Here is an 18,957-nt window from a genome sequence, read left to right as displayed (position 1 = left end):
GCCGTCACCCGGCGTCCGTCCGTTCGTTTGATCATTCGGGAAGTGGTAGGCCCGCTGCCGCGCAGTCGGCGCGCAGCTGAGCCACCTGGTCCTCGGTGGCGTCCACCAGCGGCGACCGGACCGGCCCGGCCGGTAGGCCGCGCGCGGTCAGGCCCGCCTTGACCAGGATCGTGCCCTGAGTACGGAAGATCCCCGTGAACAGCGGGAGCAGCCGACGGTGCAGGGCCAACGCGGTGGACATGTCCCCCGCGTCGTATGCCTCGATCATCTGCTTGGTCTCCGCACCGGTGAAGTGCGTCGAGGTGCCGACCACACCGACCGAGCCGACGGACAGCGCGGGCAGCGTGAGGGAGTCCTCACCACTGTAGTACGCCAGTTCCGTACGGCTGGTCACCCAGCTGGTGGCGGTCAGGTCGCCCTTGGCGTCCTTCACCGCGACGATGCGCCCGTGCTCGGCGAGCCGGACCAGCGTCTCGGTGTCGATCGGCACACCGGAGCGGTGCGGGATGTCGTAGAGCATCACCGGCAGCCCGGTCGCGTCGGCCACCGCGGTGAAGTGACGCAACAGCCCGGCCTGCGGCGGCTTGTTGTAGTACGGGGTGACCACCAGCAGCCCGTGCGCGCCGGCCTTCTCCGCCGCGGCGGACAGCTCGATGGTGTGCCGGGTGTCGTTGGTGCCGACCCCCGCCACCACCCGCGCCCGGTCCCCCACGGCCTCCACCACGGCCCGGATCAGGTGTTCCTTCTCCGCGTCGGTGGTGGTCGGCGACTCGCCGGTGGTGCCGTTGACCACCAGCGCGTCGTTGCCCTGCTCCGCGACGAGATGGTCCGCCAGCCGCGCGGCGCCGTCCAGGTCGAGCGCGCCCTCGGCGGTGAACGGGGTCACCATGGCCGTGATCACCCGGCCGAAGGGGCGGGATGCCGCCCGAGCCGGGGCGTCAACGTGGTCGTGCGTCATGGTGACAACCTAGCGGACAGCGGGTGGAGGGCTGCCGGGGAAGGGTCGCATGCCCCCTGGGCGGGCAGCCTCGCGCCTGCTCAGGACAGCTCGGCGAGCGGACTCGCCGCGACCTCGGTGCCGTCGGGCAGGGCGGAGATGACAAAGTCGGCGAAAACGTTCGGCGCGACGCGCTGCAACTGCCGCAGGCACTCCACTGCCAGCTCGCGGATCTCCACGTCGGCGTGCTCGGTGGCGCGCATCCCGATGAAGTGCCGCCACGCCCGGTAGTTGCCGGTCACCACGATCCGGGTCTCGGTGGCGTTCGGCAGCACCGCGCGGGCCGCCTGCCGGGCCTGCTTGCGCCGTAGCGTCGGGTTGGGCTCGTCGGCGAAGTGCTTCTCCAGGCCCTCCAGCAACTCGTTGTACGCCCGCACACTCGCCTCGGCCGCCTCCACGAACCGCTTGTGCAGCTCCGGGTCCTCGGCGATCGCCCTCGGCTCGACCATCGCCGCGTCCCGCTCCGGCACGTACCGCTGGGACAGCTGGGAGTACGAGAAGTGCCGGTGCCGGATCAGCTCGTGGGTGAACGAGCGGGACACCCCGGTGAAGTAGAAACTCACCGAACCGTGCTCCAGCACGGAGAGGTGACCGACCTCCAGGATGTGCGCCAGGTAACCGGCGTTCGTCGCGGTGGCCGGATTCGGCTTCTGCCAACTCTGGTAGCAGGCCCGTCCGGCGAACTCCGCGAGCGCCTGCCCCCCGTCGGCGTCAGTCGACCACGGCACGTCCTGCGGCGGGTCGAAGTGGGTCCACGCGATCAACTTGACCTGGGGCTGCACCATCTCCGGCATGCCGCGACTGTAGTGGGGATCCCCTGCCGACCCAAACCCGGCTCGCCCCCCTGCCAACCCCATCACGCCTAGGTCCTGTCTCGCGGATCTTGAGGGTCGAGGACGGCGGGTAGCCCGATCGAAGCTCGACGAGTCAAGCAAGGCGGGAAGTAGGATGCCGCCGACGACAGAGGGAAGCCGCTGATGGACGACGACGGCGGGAAGCCGCTGACGGACGACGACGGCGGGAAGCCGCTGGTGGACGTGGTCCACTGGCGCCGCAGAGCCGGTCCACCTCCGTCGGTCCCTGCTGCACCGAGCATGTCGTACCTGGCCGCCTGGTCGCGCCGGTGCTTGCGCCGTTGAAGCCGCGTTCGACCTGGCTGCGTTGCTCGTCCGCAGCGCGGTCCACCATCGCTGGTCGGCCCCCTGATCGACACCGCCGATCCTAGCCGCGGATCTTGGTGCGAAACGGCCCCCATGGGGGCCGTTTCGCACCAAGATCCGCGAGACAGAACCTAGCCCCCGGCCACCCCCACAACCAACCCCGGAGACCGCGAGCAACGCCGGAGACCGCGAGCAACGCCGGAGACCGCGAGCAACCCCGGAGACCGCGAGCAACGCCGGAGACCGCGAGCAACCCCGGAGACCGCGAGCAACGCCGGAGACCGCGAGCAACGCCGGAGACCGCGAGCAACGCCGGAGACCGCGAGCAACGCCGGAGACCGCGAGCAACTTCAGGGATGTTGCTGTTTCAGTGCACGCGGAGGCAGCAAAATCCCTGAAGTTGCTCGCGAGCGTTGATCTGCCCTGGACGGAACGCCGGTGGTTGAGGCAGCGGCGGGTTGAGGGCGGCGCTGGGGTGAGCCGGTCGCGCTATCAGGTCGGTAGGGCGGGGCGCGCCCGGGGACCTGACTGCGGGGGGGTATGGGCGGGATCAGGCGTGGCGGCGGGGTCAGACGTAGAGGGCGGTGAAGGGGGGCCAGGGGAGGTTGCGGATTACGGAGAAGGCCAGCCAGGCGGCCAGGAAGCCGCCGATCAGTTTCGGGCCGACGCGTAGCTCCGGCAGCCGCCAGCCGAACGCCTGCTTGCCGGCCCAGGCGACGAAGAAGTACGCCAGGAACGGCAGGGCGAAGACGAACAGGAAGTGATGCCGGGCGGCCGCCGGCAGGTCGGCGTGCAGCACGTACCAGAGAGCACGGGTGCCGCCGCAGCCCGGGCAGTCCAGCCCGGTGGTCAACTTGAGCAGGCAGGACGGCAGGGCGTCCGGCGCGGACCGGGTGGGGTCACTGAGCAGGGTGTAGCCGATGCCGGCGGCGACGCAGCCGACCGCAGCCAGCGGCACCATCCAGCGCGGCGTACGGGCGTAGAGCCGCGTCACGAACCGGGTGAGCCGATCGGACTCGGCCACCGGATAACCGCCCGGGTAGCCCGCCGGATAAGCCCCCTGGTAACCCGCCGGCCATCCGTCCGGCCCGACACCACCCGGCACAACCCCCGCCAGCCCGACAGCGCCTGGGCCGACAGCCCCCGGCACGGTCCCCGCCGACCCGCCAGCGTGCACCTCGACACCGCCGGGCGCGACACCCGCCGGCCCACCCGGCAAGGCACCCGCCGGCCCGACACCGCCTTGCCCGACACCGCCCGGCGCGACCTCCACCGGCCCACCACCCAGCACCTCGACACCGCCCAGCAAGGCCCCCGCCGGCCCGACAACGCCTGACCCGACACTGCCCGGCGCGACCTCCACCGGCCCACCACCGAGCACCTCGACACCACCCAGCAAGGCCCCCGCCGGCCCGACAACGCCTGGGCCGGCAGCCCTCGGCACGGTCCCCGCCGGGGCGGCACCTACCGGTTCGGCGGCGGGCGGGGCGGCCTCGTTCGACGCGGAGGCGGAGGTTGGCTCCCCGGACGGGGGGTGTGGCTGGGCAGCCGGCCGGTCGACGCTCGTCACGAGGTCACCGTACACCGGCCACGCCCACCAGGGCGGCGGCCAGCGGGGCGGCGAGGTCGCCGGCGGCCGGTGGCGCCACGGCGTCCAGACCGAGCCAGCCGGCCAACCGGTACAGCTCGGCGGCGAGCGCCACGGCGGTCTCACCCGGGTCGGCGCCGGGCTCGACCCAGGCGGCCGGCACCAGCAGCACCCCGGCCTTGCGATCGGCCTTGAGGTCGACCCGGGCGGTGAAGCGTTCACCCTGCCGGAACGGCAGCACGTAGTAGCCGTAGACCCGTTGTGGCGCCGGGACGTAGATCTCGATGCGGTAGCTGAAGTCGAAGAGCCGCTCGGTGCGGGCGCGTTCCCAGACGAGCGGGTCGAACGGGCTGACCAGCGTGTTTCCGCGTACCCAACGGGGCAGCCGGGCCTGGGCGTGCAACCAGGCCGGCTGCCGCCAACCCTGCACCGCGACCGGTCGCAGCTCCCCCGCCTCGACCAGCTCCGCGATGGCCTGCCGGGCGCCGGCCACCGGCAGCCGGAAGTAGTCGCGCAGCTCCGGCTCCGCAGCCACCCCGAGCGACCGCGCGGCGATGCCGACCAGGGTGCGGTACGCCTCGGCTTCGGTCGGCGTCGGCGCGGCGAGCACCTCGGCCGGCAGCACCCGTTCGGGCAGGTCGTAGCGGCGGGCGAACGAGGTGGTGCGCTGGGCCGCGCAGACCTCACCGGCCCAGAACAGGTATTCCAGCGCCCGCTTCACGTCCGACCAGTTCCACCCCCAGTTGCCGGTCTCTCGGGGCGCGTCGTGCTCGATCTCGGCCACGGTCAGCGGCCCCCGGGCGGCCACCTCGTCGCGGACCCAGGACACCAGCTGCGGCTGCTCCAGGGCGATCCGACGCATGCCGCCCCAGGCGTCGGAGTGCGCCCGGGCCATCCGCCAGCGCAGCGCCGGATGCAGCCCGACCGGCACCAGCGACGCCTCGTGGCCCCAGTATTCGAACAGGTCACGGGGGTGGCGGTAGGCGGCCGAGTCGAGCAGCGTGCTCGGGTAGGGCCCGATCCGGCTGTAGAGCGGCAGGTAGTGCGCCCGTTGCAGCACGTTCACCGAATCCATCTGGATCAGGCCGACCCGGTCGAGCACCCGGCGCAGGTGCCGGCGGGTGGGCGCGCCGGTGGGCGCGGGGTCGGCGAAGCCCTGGGCGGCCAGCGCGATCCGCCGGGCCTGGGCGAGCGAGAGCGATTCCGGTGCGACCATCGCAGGCAGGCTACGTCAGCCGTACGACACCGATGCGCGAAGCTGGACCTGTCGCCCCCGGCCGCGTAGAACGGCAACCATGCCGACCATCCGCCGGGAGGAGCCCGCCGACGCCGAGGCGATCGCCCGCGTGCACGTGAGCGGGTGGCGGGCCGGGTACGCCGGGATCATGCCCGATGAGGTGCTGGCCCTGCTCAACCCGATCGCCTGGGCGCAGCGCCGCCGCGATCTCGGCACCGCCGACCCGGAACACCCCTTCACCACCCTGCTCGCCGAGACCGACGGCGTGCCCGCCGGGTTCACCACCTTCGGCCCGTACCGCAACAACCAGGACCGGGGCGACCTCGACCCGGCGTACGGCGAGGTGGTGGCGATGTACGTGGCGCCGGAGCACTGGGGTGACGGCACCGCGCGGGCCCTGTTCGGGGCGGCCCGCGCCGGGCTGCTCGACCGGGGCTGGACGGAGTACCGGGTCTGGGTGCTGGCGGACAACCACCGGGCCCGCCGGTTCTACCAGCGGGCCGGGCTGTCACCGGACGGTGAGCGGTCGACCTATCAGGTGCCGCTGTCCGGCGGGCGTACGCCGCTCGGTCTGGTCGAGCTGCGCTACACCGGCCGGCTCGACGACTGAGCCGGGCGGCATCTCGGCCACGGCGGGCCGGCGCACCGGCAGGAACGCCAGCAGCGCCAGGCTGATCCACACGTAGGTGTTGCTGAACAGGAAGCCGTCCAACCCGGTGAAGTCCCGCTCCCAGGCCCAGACGATCCGGCTGATCAGCAAGCCGTACCCGACGGTTGCGGCGCCCAGCAGCACACCGCGCCGGCGGCTGCGCGACGGCGCCGCCATGCCGTGGTCGACCAGCAACAGCAGGCCCGGCAGCAGCCAGACCAGATGGTGCACCCAGGTGACCGGGCTGACCAGGCACATCACCGCGCCGGTCAGGGCCAGGCCGGCGGCGGAGTCCCCGGCGGACGCGGCGACGCGGGAACGCCACACCCACAGCGCCACCGTCGCGGCCGCCAACGCCAGCCAGGCCAGCGTGCTGGGGCTGGTCGGGTCGAGTCGGGCCACCACGCCACGCAGCGACTGGTTGGAGACGAAGGCCAGCTCACCGACCCGGCCGGTGTTCCACAGCGCGGTGGTCCAGAACTCGCGGGAGGCGTCCGGGAACAGCGCGGCGGCGAGCACCGTCGCCCCGGTCGCGGCGCCGACCGCGGTCACGGCCGCCCGCACCCGGCCGGTGACCAGCAGGTAGACGAGGAAGATGCCCGGGGTGAGTTTGATCGCGGTGGCCAGCCCGATGCCGACTCCGGCCCACCGGCTGCCACGCGGCAGCAGCCGCAGCAGGTCCACCGCGACCAGGAACAGCAGCAGGGTGTTGACCTGGCCGAAGTTGATGGTCTCGCGCATCGGCTCGAACGCGGCGGCGAGGCAGAGCGCCACCGCGAAGGCGAACCAGCGGGTCCAGCCGGCCCGCCGGGCCACCGGGTCGAGCAGCCACCAGATCAACACCGCGCCGGTCACCACACCGGCGGCCACGCTCACCACGATCGCCGCGTGCCAGGGCAGGTACGCCATCGGCAGCATCACCAGCGCGGCAAACGGCGGGTAGGTGAAACCGTACTGCGTGTTCGGGCGCAGGTAGTCGTAGAGTTCCCCGCCGTCGCGCGCCCACCAGACCAGCGCGCCCCGGTAGACCTGTAGGTCGAAGAAGCCGTGCCGGGCCGCCGCCACGGACAGGAAGGCGGCCACCGCGACGGCGAGCACGACCACGACGACGATCTGCCCGACCGTCCGCCTGGCACCCTGCGCCACCGTCGCCTCCCTCGCCCTGCGTAGGCTGTCGTCCCATGGCTCTCGGGTTTGTCCGCCCGGCGCGTCCGGAGGACGCCGGCGAGATCGCACGCATCCAGCTCGCCACCTGGCGGGTCGCCTACCGGCGGCTGCTGCCCCGGCAGGTGCTGGCCGACCTCGACGAGGCGTGGCTCGCCCAACGCTGGGACGCTGCGGTGCGCCAGCCGCCCGGCGACACCCATCGGGTGCTGGTCGCCGTCGAGCAGGCCGAGCAATCGTATCTGGTGGGTTTCGCCGCCTCCGGTCCGGTCGATGCCGAGGCGTTGGCCCCGAACGAGCCGGCCGGGGCCCTCGGCCCGGACGTGGTCGCGGTGACCGACCTGCTGGTGGAGCCACGGTGGGGTCGGCGGGGCCACGGCAGCCGGCTGCTCGCCGCCAGCGTCGACCTGTGGCGGGAGTCCGGCTTCACCCGCGCCCTGGCCTGGGTCTTCGAGGGCGACGAGGCGTCCCGCAAGTTCCTCACCGCCGCCGGTTGGGAACCCGACGGCGCCGGCCGCGCACTGGACGTGGACGACATGCTGGTCCCCCAGCTCCGCCTGCATGTCGCGCTCCCCACCGAGCCGCCCGAGGCGACCTGACCGAGGCGTGCGGGCCGGTTCCGACCGGGCCAGGGCCGAACAGGTCAGGGCCGAACAGGTCAGGGCCGAACAGGTCAGGGCCGAACAGGTCAGGGCCGGGCTCGGCTGGAGGTCCGGCCTGTCGGCGCGTCGGGGGCCCGCTCAGTCGAGGAGCGGGTCCAGGCCGAGGGTGAGGCCGGGGCGGTCGCGGACCGCGCGGACGGCGACCAGCACGCCGGGCATGAACGACACCCGGTCGTACGAGTCGTGCCGGATGGTCAGCGTCTCACCGGTGGTGCCGAAGAGCACCTCCTGGTGAGCGACCAGCCCGGTGGCCCGCACCGCGTGCACCCGTACGCCGTCGATGTCGGCGCCCCGGGCACCCGCCACCTCGTCCGTGGTGGCGTCCGGCACCGGGCCGAGTCCGGCCTCGGCGCGGGCCGCCGCGATCAGGCGGGCGGTGTGGCTGGCGGTGCCGCTGGGCGCGTCGAGCTTGCGCGGGTGGTGCTGCTCGATGATCTCCACCGACTCGAAGTGCCGGGCGGCGCGGGCGGCGAACTGCATCATCAGCACCGCGCCGATGCCGAAGTTCGGGGCGATCACCGCACCGAGGCCCGGCTTGCCGGCCAGCCAGTCGCGCACCTGGTCGAGCCGCTGCTCGGTGAAGCCGGTGGTGCCGACCACCGCGTGGATGCCCTGCTCGACGCACCAGCGCAGGTTGTCCATGACGACATCCGGGGTGGTGAAGTCGACGACCACCTCGGCACCGGCGTCCGCGACGGCGGCCAGCGCGTCGCCCTGGTCCACCGCCGCCACCAGCTTCATGTCGGTGGCGCCGTCGACGGCCCTGCACACCTCGGCGCCCATCCGGCCACGGGCACCCAGTACGGCGACCCGGATCGGCCCGCCCGCGCCCTTCTCCTGCTCGTCAGTCACGCGGCACAACCTATCCCAATCGGCTACCCGACGATGGGAGAGGCGGGTGATCGACTCCGTTCCGGCGCAGTGGCGGTATCCGATGGGGATGGACCACCCCATTCCGCCGGAACGGTGTCGGTCTAGCCGCGCGCGGTGAAGTCGGAGGCGGCGAACGGCCCGACCACGGCCAGGGACATCGGGCGGGCGAGCAGGTCGGCGGCGAGGGTGTTCACGTCGTCCAGGGTGACCGCGTCGACCCGGTCGAGCAGTTCGTTGACCGGCATCAGGTCGCCGTAGAGGAGTTCACCCTTGGCCAGCCGGCTCATCCGTGAGCCGGTGTCCTCCAGCCCGAGCACGAACGCGCCCTTGCTCATCCCCTTGCCCCGGGCGAGTTCGGCCTCGGTGATGCCGTGTTCGGCGGTACGCGCCAACTCGGCGCGGGTCAACTCCAGGACCTCGTCGACCCGCCCCGGGGCACAGCCGGCGTAGACGCCGAACAGGCCACTGTCGGCGTACTGGCTGGCGTAGGAGTAGACCGAGTAGGCCAGCCCTCGCTGCTCGCGGATCTCCTGGAACAGCCGGCTGGACATGCCACCGCCGAGCACGTTGTTCAGTACGCCGAGCGCGAAGCGACGCTCGTCGAGCCGGTCGATGCCCGGGCAGCCGAGCACGACGTGCGCCTGCTCGGTCTCCTTCGCCTCCACCACGGTGTCGGCGGCCCGGGTGCGTACCGCCGGGGTGGCCGGCCGGAACGGCGCGGACGGCGCCGGGTCGGTGTCCAGCGGCGTGCCCCGCAACGCCTGCCGGACCAGCCGGACCACGGCGGTGTGGTCGAGGTTGCCGGCGGCGGCGATGACGATCTGCGGCGCGACGTACCGGCGCCGGTAGAAGGTCTGGATCTGGCGGCGGGTCATCGGCGTGACGGTGTCCGCGGTGCCGGAGATCAGCCGGCCCAGCGGGTGGTCACCGTAGACGGCCCGGGCGAAGAGGTCGTGCACCTCGTCACCGGGCTCGTCGTCGTGCATGGCGATCTCTTCGAGGATCACGTTCCGTTCGGTCTCCACGTCGGCCGGTTCCAGCACCGAGTCGGCGACCAGGTCACACATCACGTCGATGGCCAGCGGCAGGTCCTCGTCCAGCACCCGCGCGTAGTAGCAGGTGTACTCCTTCGTGGTGAAGGCGTTGGTCTCCCCGCCGACCGCCTCGATGGACGAGGAGATCTCCAGCGCGCCCCGCTTCCGGGTGCCCTTGAACAGCAGGTGTTCCAGGAAGTGCGCGGCACCGGCCTGCGGTCCGGTCTCGTCGCGGGAGCCGACCGCCACCCAGATGCCGAACGAGACGCTGCGCATCGCCGGGATCGCCTCGGTCAGTACGCGCAGCCCGCTGGGCAGCACGGTGCGGCGCACCGTACCGCCCAACGGGTCCTCGCTCAACGTCCGGGTCACCGCCCGGACCGACCCGCCGGCCGCCCGGATGGTGCCGGCGGCGTGCCGGCCGGTGCCCGGCGGCGTCGCTCCCGGGCGAGTTGCGGAGAAGGACGAGCGCCGGGTGCGACTCACGGCAACCTGCTTCCAGTACGACGAGGGTGGTTGGTGACGAACCGGCCGGGCGACGTCGTCGCCCGGCCGGTCAGTGGATCAGTGCTGTCGGAGATCAGCTGTGCCGGGTGCGCCGACGCGGCCGGGAGTCCCCGCCACCGTCGCCGCCCTCGCCCCGCTCCGGGCCACGGCCGCCCCGGTCACCGCCACGCTCCCGGTCACCCCGGTCACGCGGGGCACGGTCACCCCGGTCACGGCCGGCCGGCCGGTCCCCGCCCTCCTCGGCGGCAGCCGGTGCCTCGGCGCCCTCCGGGCGGACCTTGTCCAGGTAGATCTTGCCGCGCTGGTCGATGTCGGCGATCTCGACCTCGACCTTGTCGCCGACGTTGAGGAAGTCCTCGACCTTCTCGACCCGCTTGCCGTCGCCCACCTTGGAGATGTGCAGCAGACCGTCGCGGCCGGGCAGCAGCGAGACGAACGCGCCGAACGGCGCGGTCTTGACCACCGTGCCGAGGAAGCGGTCGCCCATCTTGGGCAGGGTCGGGTTGGCGATCGCGTTGATCCGCTCGACCGCCGCCTGCGCCGACGGGCCGTTGGTGGCGCCGACGTAGATGGTGCCGTCGTCCTCGATGGAGATCTCGGCGCCGGTCTCGTCCTGGATGGCGTTGATGGTCTGGCCCTTCGGGCCGATCACCATGCCGATCTTGTCGACCGGGATCTTCACCGTGGTGACCCGCGGCGCGTAGTCGGACATCTCGGCCGGGGCCTCGATCGCCCGCTGCATCACGTCGAGGATGGTCTGCCGGGCCTCGTGGGCCTGCTGGAGCGCGGCGGCCAGCACGTCGGACGGGATGCCGTCGAGCTTGGTGTCGAGCTGCAACGCGGTGACGAAGTCCCGGGTGCCGGCGACCTTGAAGTCCATGTCACCGAAGGCGTCCTCGGCACCGAGGATGTCGGTCAGCGTGACGTACTGCGTCTTGCCGTCGACCTCGTCGGAGATGAGGCCCATGGCGATGCCGGCCACCGGCGCCTTCAGCGGCACACCGGCGGAGAGCAGGCCCAGCGTCGAGGCGCAGACCGAGCCCATCGAGGTGGAGCCGTTGGAGCCGAGCGCCTCGGAGACCTGCCGGATGGCGTACGGGAACTCCTCCCGCGAGGGCAGCACCGGGATCAGTGCCCGCTCCGCGAGGGCACCGTGGCCGATCTCGCGGCGCTTCGGCGAGCCGACCCGGCCGGTCTCACCGGTCGAGTACGGCGGGAAGTTGTAGTTGTGCATGTAGCGCTTGGACTTCTCCGGGGAGAGGGTGTCCAGCGCCTGCTCCATGCGCAGCATGTTGAGCGTGGTGACGCCGAGGATCTGGGTCTCGCCGCGCTCGAACAGCGCCGAGCCGTGCACCCGGGGCAGGACGCCGACCTCGGCGCTCAGCGGGCGGATGTCGCGCGGGCCACGGCCGTCGATGCGGACCTGCTCGCGCAGCACCCGGCTGCGCACCTCGGACTTGGTCAGCGAGCGGAAGGCGGCGGAGAGTTCCTTCTCCCGGCCCTCGAAGCGCGGGGCGACCTCCGCCAGCAGGCGGGCCTTGATCGCGTCCAGGGCCTCCTCGCGGTCCGCCTTGCCGGCGATCTGCAGGGCCTCGGCGACGTCGGCGCGGGCGAACTCGGCGACCGCGTCGTACGCGTCGTCCTGGTAGTCCAGGAAGACCGGGAACTCGGCGACCGGCTTCGCGGCCACGTCGGCCAGCTCGCTCTGCGCCCGGCACAGCTCGCGGATGGCCGGCTTGGCGGCCTCCAGGCCGCTGGCCACGACCTCCTCGGTCGGCGCCGCCGCACCGGCGGCCACCAGGCCCACGGTGTGGTCGGTGGCTTCCGCCTCGACCATCATGATCGCGACGTCGCCGTCCGGCAGGGCGCGGCCGGCCACGACCATGTCGAAGGTGGCCCGGCTCAGCTCCTCGTAGGTCGGGAAGGCAACCCACTGGCCGTCGACGTGGGCCATCCGGGTGGCCCCGATCGGGCCGGAGAACGGCAGGCCGGACAGCTTGGTCGACATCGAGGCGGCGTTGATCGCCACCACGTCGTACGGGTGCTGCGGGTCGAGCGCGAGGATGGTCTCGACGACCTGGACCTCGTTGCGCAGGCCCTTGACGAACGACGGGCGCAGCGGCCGGTCGATCAGGCGGCAGGTGAGGATGGCGTCCTCGCTGGGGCGACCCTCACGGCGGAAGAACGAGCCGGGGATGCGGCCCGCGGCGTACATCCGCTCCTCCACGTCCACGGTCAGCGGGAAGAAGTCGAACTGCTCCTTCGGCTGCTTGCCGGCGGTGGTGGCGGAGAGGACGACCGTCTCGCCCAGCTGGGCGATGACGGAGCCGGCGGCCTGGCGGGCCAGCCGGCCGGTGGAGAAGGTGATCTCACGGGTGCCGAAGGACCCGTTGTCGATCACGGCGGTACGGGATTCGGTGCCGAGTTTGGTCTCGGTCATGGTGCGGCAATGCTCCTTCGCATCGGGGGCCACGAGCGGGAGCTGTACCGACGGCCGGTCTTCGATCGAAGCGCCCGGGACCACCGGCGAGATGCCGGAGGTGCCCGGAGGCCACTACCGGAGACCGGTACGCCGACGGCTCCCCTGTCTGGGTGCTCGCGGCCCGTGTCTCGAGGTGGGACGGCGACGGGGGAGCAGCCAGGTGGCCACTCCCCCGTCTCACGTCACCGGCGCAGGCCGAGCCGCTCGATGAGCGACCGGTAGCGGTTGATGTCCTTCTTCTGCACGTAGTTGAGCAGCCGACGGCGGCGGCCGACCAGCAGCAGCAGCCCACGGCGGCTGTGGTGGTCGTGCTTGTGCACCTTCAGGTGCTCGGTGAGGTCGGCGATCCGCTTGGTGAGGACCGCGACCTGCACCTCGGGCGAACCGGTGTCGCCCTCGACGGTCGCGTACTCCTCGCGGATCTTGGCCTTGGACTGCTGGTCGAGCGCCATGTTCTCCCTGTTCCAGTGGGTTGTCGATGCTGTCCGTGGGGGCCAGGATGGGCACCGCTGCCGGAGTCGTCCTCGCATCCGCGGCGTCGAGCAGACATGCGAGGACACACGTCGGTCAGCCGACGTCCCCGCCAGCCTACCAGCACCTCGTCCCGATCGCCCGGATGAGGCCCCTCAGGCCAGCGCCCGGCGGGTCCGCTCGACATCCTGGGCGATCTGGGCGACCAGCGGCTCGATCGCGTCGAACCGGACCTGCCCCCGCAGGTGCGCCACGAAGTCCAGGGCGAGCCGCTCACCGTACAGGTCGCCGTCGAAGTCCAACACGTACGCCTCGACCCGGCGCTCCCGGCCGGAGAAGGTCGGGTTCGTACCGATCGACACGGCCGCCGCCAGCGGCTGCCGCAGGCCCCGGCGGACCAGCCAGGCGGCGTAGATGCCGTCGGCGGGAATCGCGGCGTACCGGTGGCAGAGCAGGTTGGCGGTGGGAAAGCCCAGCTCACGGCCGCGCTGGTCGCCCCGGACCACCACGCCCTCCAGCCGGTGCGGGCGCCCCAGCGCGGCGGTCGCCGCGGTCACGTCGCCGGCATCCACGCACGAGCGGATGTACGTCGAGGAGAAGACCGTGCCGTCCTCGGCGACCAGCGGGGCGCCCTCGACGGCGAAGCCGAACGTACGACCGAGCCGCTCCAGCAGTGCCACGTCCCCGGCCGCCCGGTGCCCGAACCGGAAGTTGTCCCCCACCACCACCAACGCGGCGTGCAGGTGTTCGACCAGCACGTCGTGGACGAACGCCTCGGCGGGCAGCCGGGAGAACTCGGGGGTGAACGGCACCACACAGAGCACGTCGACGCCGAGCGCCTCGATCAACTCCGCTTTGCGCGCCGGCTCGGTGAGCACCGCCGGATGGGAACCCGGCCGGACCACCTCCGCCGGATGCGGGTCGAAGGTGACCACGACCGACTGCACGCCCAGTTCACGGGCGCGGGCCACGGCGTGCCCGATGGTGGCCTGATGGCCCTTGTGCACGCCGTCGAAGACGCCGATGGTGACGACCGACCGCCCCCAGCCTCCCGGCGCCGCGTCGTACCCCCGCCACCGCTGCATGCTGTTCCTCTCCTGTCGCCGGTTCTGCCGCTGTCCGGCCCGGCCATCGGCCAGGTCGGCGGTCCCGGTCAGGCCGGGGCGAGCACGATCTCCGCGCGGGCCCGGCCGGCCCGCTCGCTGACGATAGCGATCAACCCGCCGGCCGGATCGAAGACCGCGTACGGCCCGGCGAGGCCGACCGCGTCGAGCGGTCCGCCGTGGGAGAGCACCTTGGCCTCGTTCGCGGTGGCGTCCCGACGGGCGAAGAACCGGCCGGCCGCGACCGCCAGCGGCAGATCGACCACGTCCGGTGCCCGCCGCTCCAGTTCGTCGAGAGTGGCGGACTCGGCCAGCGCGAACCCGCCCACCGCGGTACGTCGCAACGCGGTGAGGTGGCCACCGACCCGCAGCGCCAGGCCCGCGTCCCGGGCGATGGCCCGGATGTACGTGCCGGTCGAGCAGGCCACCTCGACGTCGACATCCACCACGTCGGGCTGGTCACGCCGGATCGCCAGCACGTCCAGCCGGGACACGGTGACCCGCCGGGCCGGCAGGTCGACGCTCTCGCCGTCGCGGACCCGCTTGTACGCCCGCTGCCCGTCGATCTTGATGGCGCTCACCGCGCTCGGCACCTGGTCGATCTCCCCGGTCAGCGCGCCCAGGGCGGCTCGGATCGCCTCGTCGGTCAGCCCGCCGGCCGGCGTGGTGGCGATCACGTCGCCTTCCGCGTCGTCGGTGACGGTGGACTGCCCGAGCCGGATGGTGGCGGCATAGCACTTGTCCGCGCCGATCACGTACGTCAGCAGGCGGGTCGCCCGCCCCACCCCGATCACCAGCACGCCGGTGGCCATCGGATCGAGGGTGCCCCCGTGCCCCACCCGGCGGGTCCGCGCGAACCGGCGGATCCGGGCCACCACGTCGTGCGACGTCATGCCGCCCGGCTTGTCCACCACGATCAGACCGTCTGTGCTCACGACGTGCAAGCCTGCCAGATCGGCTCGGCGCCCCCGGCAGCGGACGACCGCCCGCCGAAACCGGATTTACGACGTGGAGCCGCACTGCCACGATGGGCGCATCGGCGTCGGTCGAGCTGGCGCCGCAGACCACGGGGAGACCGAGATGACCAGCGACGGCACACCCGCCGGCAGGCCGACAAGCGAAGAGCCGCCGCGCCTGCGTACGCCCCGGCAGCCGACCACGTTGCCCGACTGGATGCTCGACCCGCCGCCACCGAGGCGCACCCTGGGCGTTCGGGTCGCCGAGGCGGTCGCCGCGCTGCCCGGCGCGGCGCGGGTCCGCCGCCGCTGGTGGGCCTGGCAGGACCGGGACCGGCTCTACCAGCGGTATCCGAACAGCTTCAAGTTCGTCGCCATCGTCGTCTCCTGGGTCGTGGTGATGGTCCTGGTGATGCTCATCTACGCCCTCTACAGCCAGGCGTGATCAGGCGGCGCTACCGGCGTGGCGCTCGGTGCGGACCGCGCCGGTCACCGCCCAGGCGCCGCCACCCAGGCGCAGCAGCAGCCCGATCAGCCGGATCACGGTGAACAGCAGCAGGCCGGCCCAGATGCCACCGAGGCCGAGGCCGAAGGCGTGCGAGAGCCAGATCGCCGGGAGGAATCCGCCCAACGCACCGGCCACGGTGAGATTCCGCAGATAGCGAATGTCGCCGGCACCGATCAGCACGCCGTCGAGCGCGAACACCACCCCGGCCAGCGGCAGCATGGCGACGAACCAGGGCCAGGCCACCAGCGCCTGCTCGTGCACCGACGTATCAGAGCTGAACCAGGTCGGTACGACGCCCGTGCCGGCCGCCGCGAGCACGGCGAACGCCACGCCGCAGACCGCGCCGAACCGACCGATCCGCTGCGCCAACGCGCGGGCCGCCGCGGCGTCGCCGGCGCCGAGCGCGGCCCCGACCAGCGCCTGCGCGGCGATGGCCAGCGCGTCGAGCACGAGCGCCGCGAAGAACCAGAGCTGTATCGCGATCTGGTGGGCGCCGACCGCGGCGGCGCCGAAGCGGGCGGCGACCGCCGTCGCGGACAGGAAGCTGGCCTGGAAGGCCAGGCCACGGATCAGCAGGTCACGGCTGAGCACGAGTTGCTGGCCGATGATCCGGGGATGCGGACGCAGTGACACCCGCTCGGACACCAGTGCCGCGACGAAGAGTACGCCGGAGAGGGTCTGGGCGATCACGTTCGCTACCGCGCTGCCGTTCAGGCCCATCCCCACCGGGTAGACCAGCACCGGACAGAGCACCGCGGAGAGCAGGTTGGGGCCGACCACGAACAGCAGGGGCCGGCGGGTGTCCTGCACGCCGCGCAGCCAGCCGTTCCCGGCGGCGGCGAGCAGCAGGCCGGGTGCGCCGAACGCGGCGATGCGCAGCCACTCCCCAGCGGCGGTGCCGACTTCGCCACCGCCGGCCAGGGCACCGGTCAGCGCCGGGCCGCCGACCTGCATGCCGACGACGACCAGCATCCCCAGGCCGAAGGCGAGCCACGAGGACTGGACTCCCTCGGCCACCGCGGCGGCCCGGTCTCCGGCACCGTAGCGGCGGGCCGCGCGCCCGGTCGTGCCGTACGCGACGACGGTGCCCACCCAGGCGGTGAGGGTCATCACCGTGCCACCGACGGCGACCGCGGCCAACGGCACCCGGCCCAGGTGCCCGACGACAGCGGTGTCAACCAGGACGTAGAGCGGCTCGGCGGCGAGCACCACGAGGGCCGGCAGGGCGAGCGCGGCGATCCGGCGCGGCGAGGCGACCCGGTCGACGGGCACGGTGGGCTGGTTCATCGCCGCTGATCGTGGCACGCGATGAGTAAGGAGGCAAGGCGGTAGCGCTACTTACCGTCCGCGCGGGTTGCGCCGGGCTCGCCGGCGGGCAGCGGACGATCCGGCGGCGCGGACCGGTCGAGCAAAGTGGGTGGCTTGCCGGGCGGCGACGCCGTACGCACGAGGCGGCTCGGCGTCACCGCCGGTCGGGTACGGTCACTGACGGGTGTCCATGGAGGTCTGCAGGGCACGACGGGCCTGCTCACGGGCCTCGTCAGTGGTCTCCGGCTTGGGCTTGGCGGGCATGGTGGACCCCTTCCAGGGCGCGCACCGCCGAGCGCGGCGGCGCATCACGGGCGGTGTTACGAAGGCGTCCGGCCCGCCACTCCGGGGTCACCGGAACAGTGGATGGACACCGTACGGCCCGGGTCGGTCGACCCTGGAGGAAAGCGGCTCAGGGTATGGCTCCGCCGTCCTGACCTGCGCCAAGGCGGCGCCGGCCGATACCCAAGTTATCGTTCAGGTCCACATGTTGCGCGGTGTTCCCGACATCTGGACGGGTCGGGTCGGCGTCACCGGGCCAGGAAATGCCAGCCGACCCACCACCAGAAGCCGAACAACCCGATCCGCCCGACCGGTACGGGGCCCACCTCGTAGCGCATCACGTACGCGCAGACCTCACCGAGGGTCGGAATCCGTGAGCCCTCCCGTCGGGCCAGCCACTCGACCAGGCCGAACAACGCCAACCCGACCAGGAATCCGCCGATCGCCAGCGCCCGCATCATCGCCGCACCAGCCCCCAGAACGCCGACAGCCACACCAGCCAGGCGGCGGATCGCACCAGCCGGTCCTCCAGCAGCGGGTCCGCCAGCCGGGAGAAGGTGGGAAAGTCGTCACCGGCCGCCGCGAAGAACGTCGCCCCCTCGAAGACGCCGAACACCAGCACCGGCAGCGTCCACCAGACCGCACCCGAACTCAGCCGCTGCGGCGCCGGTCGACGTGGCGCGCGGTTGCTCAGACCCAGCCAGATCAGCGCCCCGCCGGCGCCGAAGACGTAGAGGTTGGCCTCCGTCGAGAAGGACGGGAAACGACCGCCGACCAGGGAAAGAGCGACGAGCACCGGCACGCAGACGACCGGACGCTCCCAGGTGCGGGGTGCCTCGACGGTGAGGTCGTGGGGCTGCTCCATCATCCGATTCTCCCGATCCTGGCCAGGGACGGAAACCCCAACACCCCCGGAAGCACCCCTGACATCACCGCTGCTTGTCGATGTCACCTCTGGTCGCGGGCACGGCCAACTCCGTCCGGATCCGGTCGACCACCTCGTCGACCGTCCCGCGCCCGGTGAAGCCGGCGGCGAGCCGGTGCCCGCCACCGCCCAGCGCGACGGCCACCCGACTGACGTCCACCGCACCCTTGCTGCGCAGGGACACCGCCCACTCGGCCGGTCCGGTCTGCTTGACCACACAGCTGACGTCGGCCTCCGCGGTGCACCGGACCGGGTCGATCAGGGCCTCCAACACGTACGGCCGTTGGTCGTGGCGGGCCAGGTCGTCCAGCGTCGCGTAGGTCCACACCAGGCCATGACCGGCAGCGGCGGCGGGCTCCAGCCGGGCCCGGCCGAGCACCTCGCCGAAGAGTCGCACCGCGCCGAACGGACGACTATCGAAGATCCGCCGGGAGATGTCGCCGGGGCGGATGCCGGTGGCCAGGAGGCGGGCCGCCATCTCGTGCACCGCCACGGTGGTCGCGTCGAACCGGAACGAGCCGGTGTCCGTGCTCAGCGCCACGTACAGGCATTCGGCGATGCCGGCGTCGAGTGAGACGCCGAGCCGGGCCAGCAGTTCCTCCGCGACCACCGACGTCGCCGCGGCGGCCGGGTCGACCAGGTTGACGTCACCGAAGCCGGTGTTGGAGGCGTGGTGATCGAGTACCAGAGCGATGCCCGTGCCGGTCAGCCGGCCGGCCAACTCGCCGAGCCGCGACTCGCTGGCCGCGTCGAAGCAGATGACCAGATCCGGCTCCGGGTCAGCCGCCGCCGCCGGCACCAGCAACTCCAGACCGGGCAGCCCGCGGAACGGTTCGGGGACCTCCGGCGGGCCCGGAAAGGTCGCCTGTAGCCGATCGACACCGAGCCGGCGCAGACCGAGCCCGAAGCCGAGCATGCTGCCCAGCGCGTCACCGTCCGGATTGACGTGGCAGATCAGCAGCACCCGACCGTCGGCGGGCAACCGACGCACCGCCGCCACCGCCGCGGCCCAGTCGGCCTCGGTCGGACCGGCCGAACCCGCCGCCGCACC

The 18,957-nt window shown here is 72.6% G+C and carries 18 protein-coding genes; 3 read left to right on the top strand and 15 right to left on the bottom strand.

Features of this window, described 5'->3' with window-relative positions; genetic code table 11:
* Nucleotides 1-31: 31 nt before the first annotated feature.
* The 4 genes from dapA to E0H26_RS16570 all read right to left on the bottom strand — a co-directional run bounded on the left by dapA (nucleotide 32) and on the right by E0H26_RS16570 (nucleotide 4,961).
* On the bottom strand, nucleotides 32-958 hold the full coding sequence (gene dapA / locus E0H26_RS16585; RefSeq protein WP_131304547.1) for a 4-hydroxy-tetrahydrodipicolinate synthase: 927 nt from the start codon (nucleotides 956-958) through the stop codon (nucleotides 32-34).
* Between the two features lie 80 nt (nucleotides 959-1,038).
* Nucleotides 1,039-1,782 carry an FAD-dependent thymidylate synthase gene (thyX, locus tag E0H26_RS16580; RefSeq protein WP_131304677.1) on the bottom strand — a complete coding sequence of 248 codons (744 nt, stop codon included), beginning with the start codon at nucleotides 1,780-1,782 and terminating at the stop codon, nucleotides 1,039-1,041.
* Nucleotides 1,783-2,725: 943 nt separating this feature from the next.
* Nucleotides 2,726-3,274, bottom strand: coding sequence for a DUF2752 domain-containing protein (locus E0H26_RS16575; protein ID WP_240742229.1), 549 nt, complete (start codon nucleotides 3,272-3,274; stop codon nucleotides 2,726-2,728).
* A 457-nt stretch (nucleotides 3,275-3,731) separates the two neighbouring features.
* Nucleotides 3,732-4,961, bottom strand: coding sequence for a winged helix-turn-helix domain-containing protein (locus E0H26_RS16570; RefSeq protein WP_131304546.1), 1,230 nt, complete (start codon nucleotides 4,959-4,961; stop codon nucleotides 3,732-3,734).
* A 79-nt stretch (nucleotides 4,962-5,040) separates the two neighbouring features.
* Between E0H26_RS16570 and E0H26_RS16565 the strand changes: the two genes are divergently transcribed.
* Nucleotides 5,041-5,592, top strand: coding sequence for a GNAT family N-acetyltransferase (locus E0H26_RS16565; RefSeq protein WP_131304545.1), 552 nt, complete (start codon nucleotides 5,041-5,043; stop codon nucleotides 5,590-5,592).
* Here the strand turns inward: E0H26_RS16565 and E0H26_RS16560 are convergent.
* Nucleotides 5,491-6,777 (bottom strand): glycosyltransferase family 87 protein, encoded by a 1,287-nt coding sequence (locus E0H26_RS16560; protein ID WP_131304544.1) that lies wholly within the window; start codon nucleotides 6,775-6,777, stop codon nucleotides 5,491-5,493. The genes E0H26_RS16565 and E0H26_RS16560 overlap by 102 nt on opposite strands.
* Nucleotides 6,778-6,812: 35 nt before the next feature.
* On the opposite strand from E0H26_RS16560, the gene E0H26_RS16555 reads away from it, so the two are divergent.
* Nucleotides 6,813-7,394 carry a GNAT family N-acetyltransferase gene (locus tag E0H26_RS16555; protein ID WP_131304543.1) on the top strand — a complete coding sequence of 194 codons (582 nt, stop codon included), beginning with the start codon at nucleotides 6,813-6,815 and terminating at the stop codon, nucleotides 7,392-7,394.
* Between the two features lie 141 nt (nucleotides 7,395-7,535).
* On the opposite strand, the gene dapB is transcribed toward E0H26_RS16555, so the two are convergent.
* The 6 genes from dapB to truB form a co-directional block, all read right to left on the bottom strand.
* A complete protein-coding gene (gene dapB / locus E0H26_RS16550) occupies nucleotides 7,536-8,309 on the bottom strand; it encodes a 4-hydroxy-tetrahydrodipicolinate reductase (protein WP_131304542.1) in 774 nt (257 codons plus the stop codon).
* Between the two features lie 122 nt (nucleotides 8,310-8,431).
* A complete protein-coding gene (locus E0H26_RS16545; RefSeq protein ID WP_131304673.1) occupies nucleotides 8,432-9,766 on the bottom strand; it encodes a M16 family metallopeptidase in 1,335 nt (444 codons plus the stop codon).
* A 178-nt stretch (nucleotides 9,767-9,944) separates the two neighbouring features.
* Complete coding sequence (locus tag E0H26_RS16540; protein WP_131304541.1) at nucleotides 9,945-12,311, bottom strand: polyribonucleotide nucleotidyltransferase; 2,367 nt, start codon at nucleotides 12,309-12,311, stop codon at nucleotides 9,945-9,947.
* A 224-nt stretch (nucleotides 12,312-12,535) separates the two neighbouring features.
* On the bottom strand, nucleotides 12,536-12,805 hold the full coding sequence (gene rpsO / locus E0H26_RS16535; protein ID WP_111243763.1) for a 30S ribosomal protein S15: 270 nt from the start codon (nucleotides 12,803-12,805) through the stop codon (nucleotides 12,536-12,538).
* Between the two features lie 174 nt (nucleotides 12,806-12,979).
* Complete coding sequence (locus E0H26_RS16530; protein WP_131304540.1) at nucleotides 12,980-13,909, bottom strand: bifunctional riboflavin kinase/FAD synthetase; 930 nt, start codon at nucleotides 13,907-13,909, stop codon at nucleotides 12,980-12,982.
* Nucleotides 13,910-13,977: 68 nt separating this feature from the next.
* Nucleotides 13,978-14,862, bottom strand: a complete 885-nt coding sequence (gene truB, locus E0H26_RS16525; RefSeq protein ID WP_131304539.1) for a tRNA pseudouridine(55) synthase TruB — start codon at nucleotides 14,860-14,862, stop codon at nucleotides 13,978-13,980.
* 145 nt (nucleotides 14,863-15,007) lie between these two features.
* On the opposite strand from truB, the gene E0H26_RS16520 reads away from it, so the two are divergent.
* Entirely contained in the window at nucleotides 15,008-15,328 is a 321-nt protein-coding gene (locus tag E0H26_RS16520; protein ID WP_131304538.1) for a hypothetical protein, read from the top strand.
* Here E0H26_RS16520 and E0H26_RS16515 read toward each other — a convergent pair whose 3' ends face one another.
* The 4 genes from E0H26_RS16515 to E0H26_RS16500 all read right to left on the bottom strand — a co-directional run bounded on the left by E0H26_RS16515 (nucleotide 15,329) and on the right by E0H26_RS16500 (nucleotide 18,906).
* Complete coding sequence (locus tag E0H26_RS16515; protein WP_131304537.1) at nucleotides 15,329-16,678, bottom strand: MATE family efflux transporter; 1,350 nt, start codon at nucleotides 16,676-16,678, stop codon at nucleotides 15,329-15,331.
* Between the two features lie 551 nt (nucleotides 16,679-17,229).
* Nucleotides 17,230-17,439, bottom strand: coding sequence for a DUF6186 family protein (locus tag E0H26_RS16510; RefSeq protein ID WP_181445169.1), 210 nt, complete (start codon nucleotides 17,437-17,439; stop codon nucleotides 17,230-17,232).
* Complete coding sequence (locus E0H26_RS16505) at nucleotides 17,439-17,846, bottom strand: hypothetical protein (protein WP_131304671.1); 408 nt, start codon at nucleotides 17,844-17,846, stop codon at nucleotides 17,439-17,441. The genes E0H26_RS16510 and E0H26_RS16505 overlap by 1 nt, the downstream gene beginning before the upstream one ends.
* A 64-nt stretch (nucleotides 17,847-17,910) precedes the next feature.
* Nucleotides 17,911-18,906 carry a DHH family phosphoesterase gene (locus E0H26_RS16500; protein WP_240742227.1) on the bottom strand — a complete coding sequence of 332 codons (996 nt, stop codon included), beginning with the start codon at nucleotides 18,904-18,906 and terminating at the stop codon, nucleotides 17,911-17,913.
* Nucleotides 18,907-18,957 lie beyond the last annotated feature (51 nt).

Source organism: Micromonospora zingiberis (assembly GCF_004331455.1).
Lineage (GTDB): Bacteria > Actinomycetota > Actinomycetes > Mycobacteriales > Micromonosporaceae > Micromonospora > Micromonospora zingiberis.
Note: the sequence above shows the minus strand (reverse complement) of the source record. Positions and strands in the feature narration are given on the sequence as shown.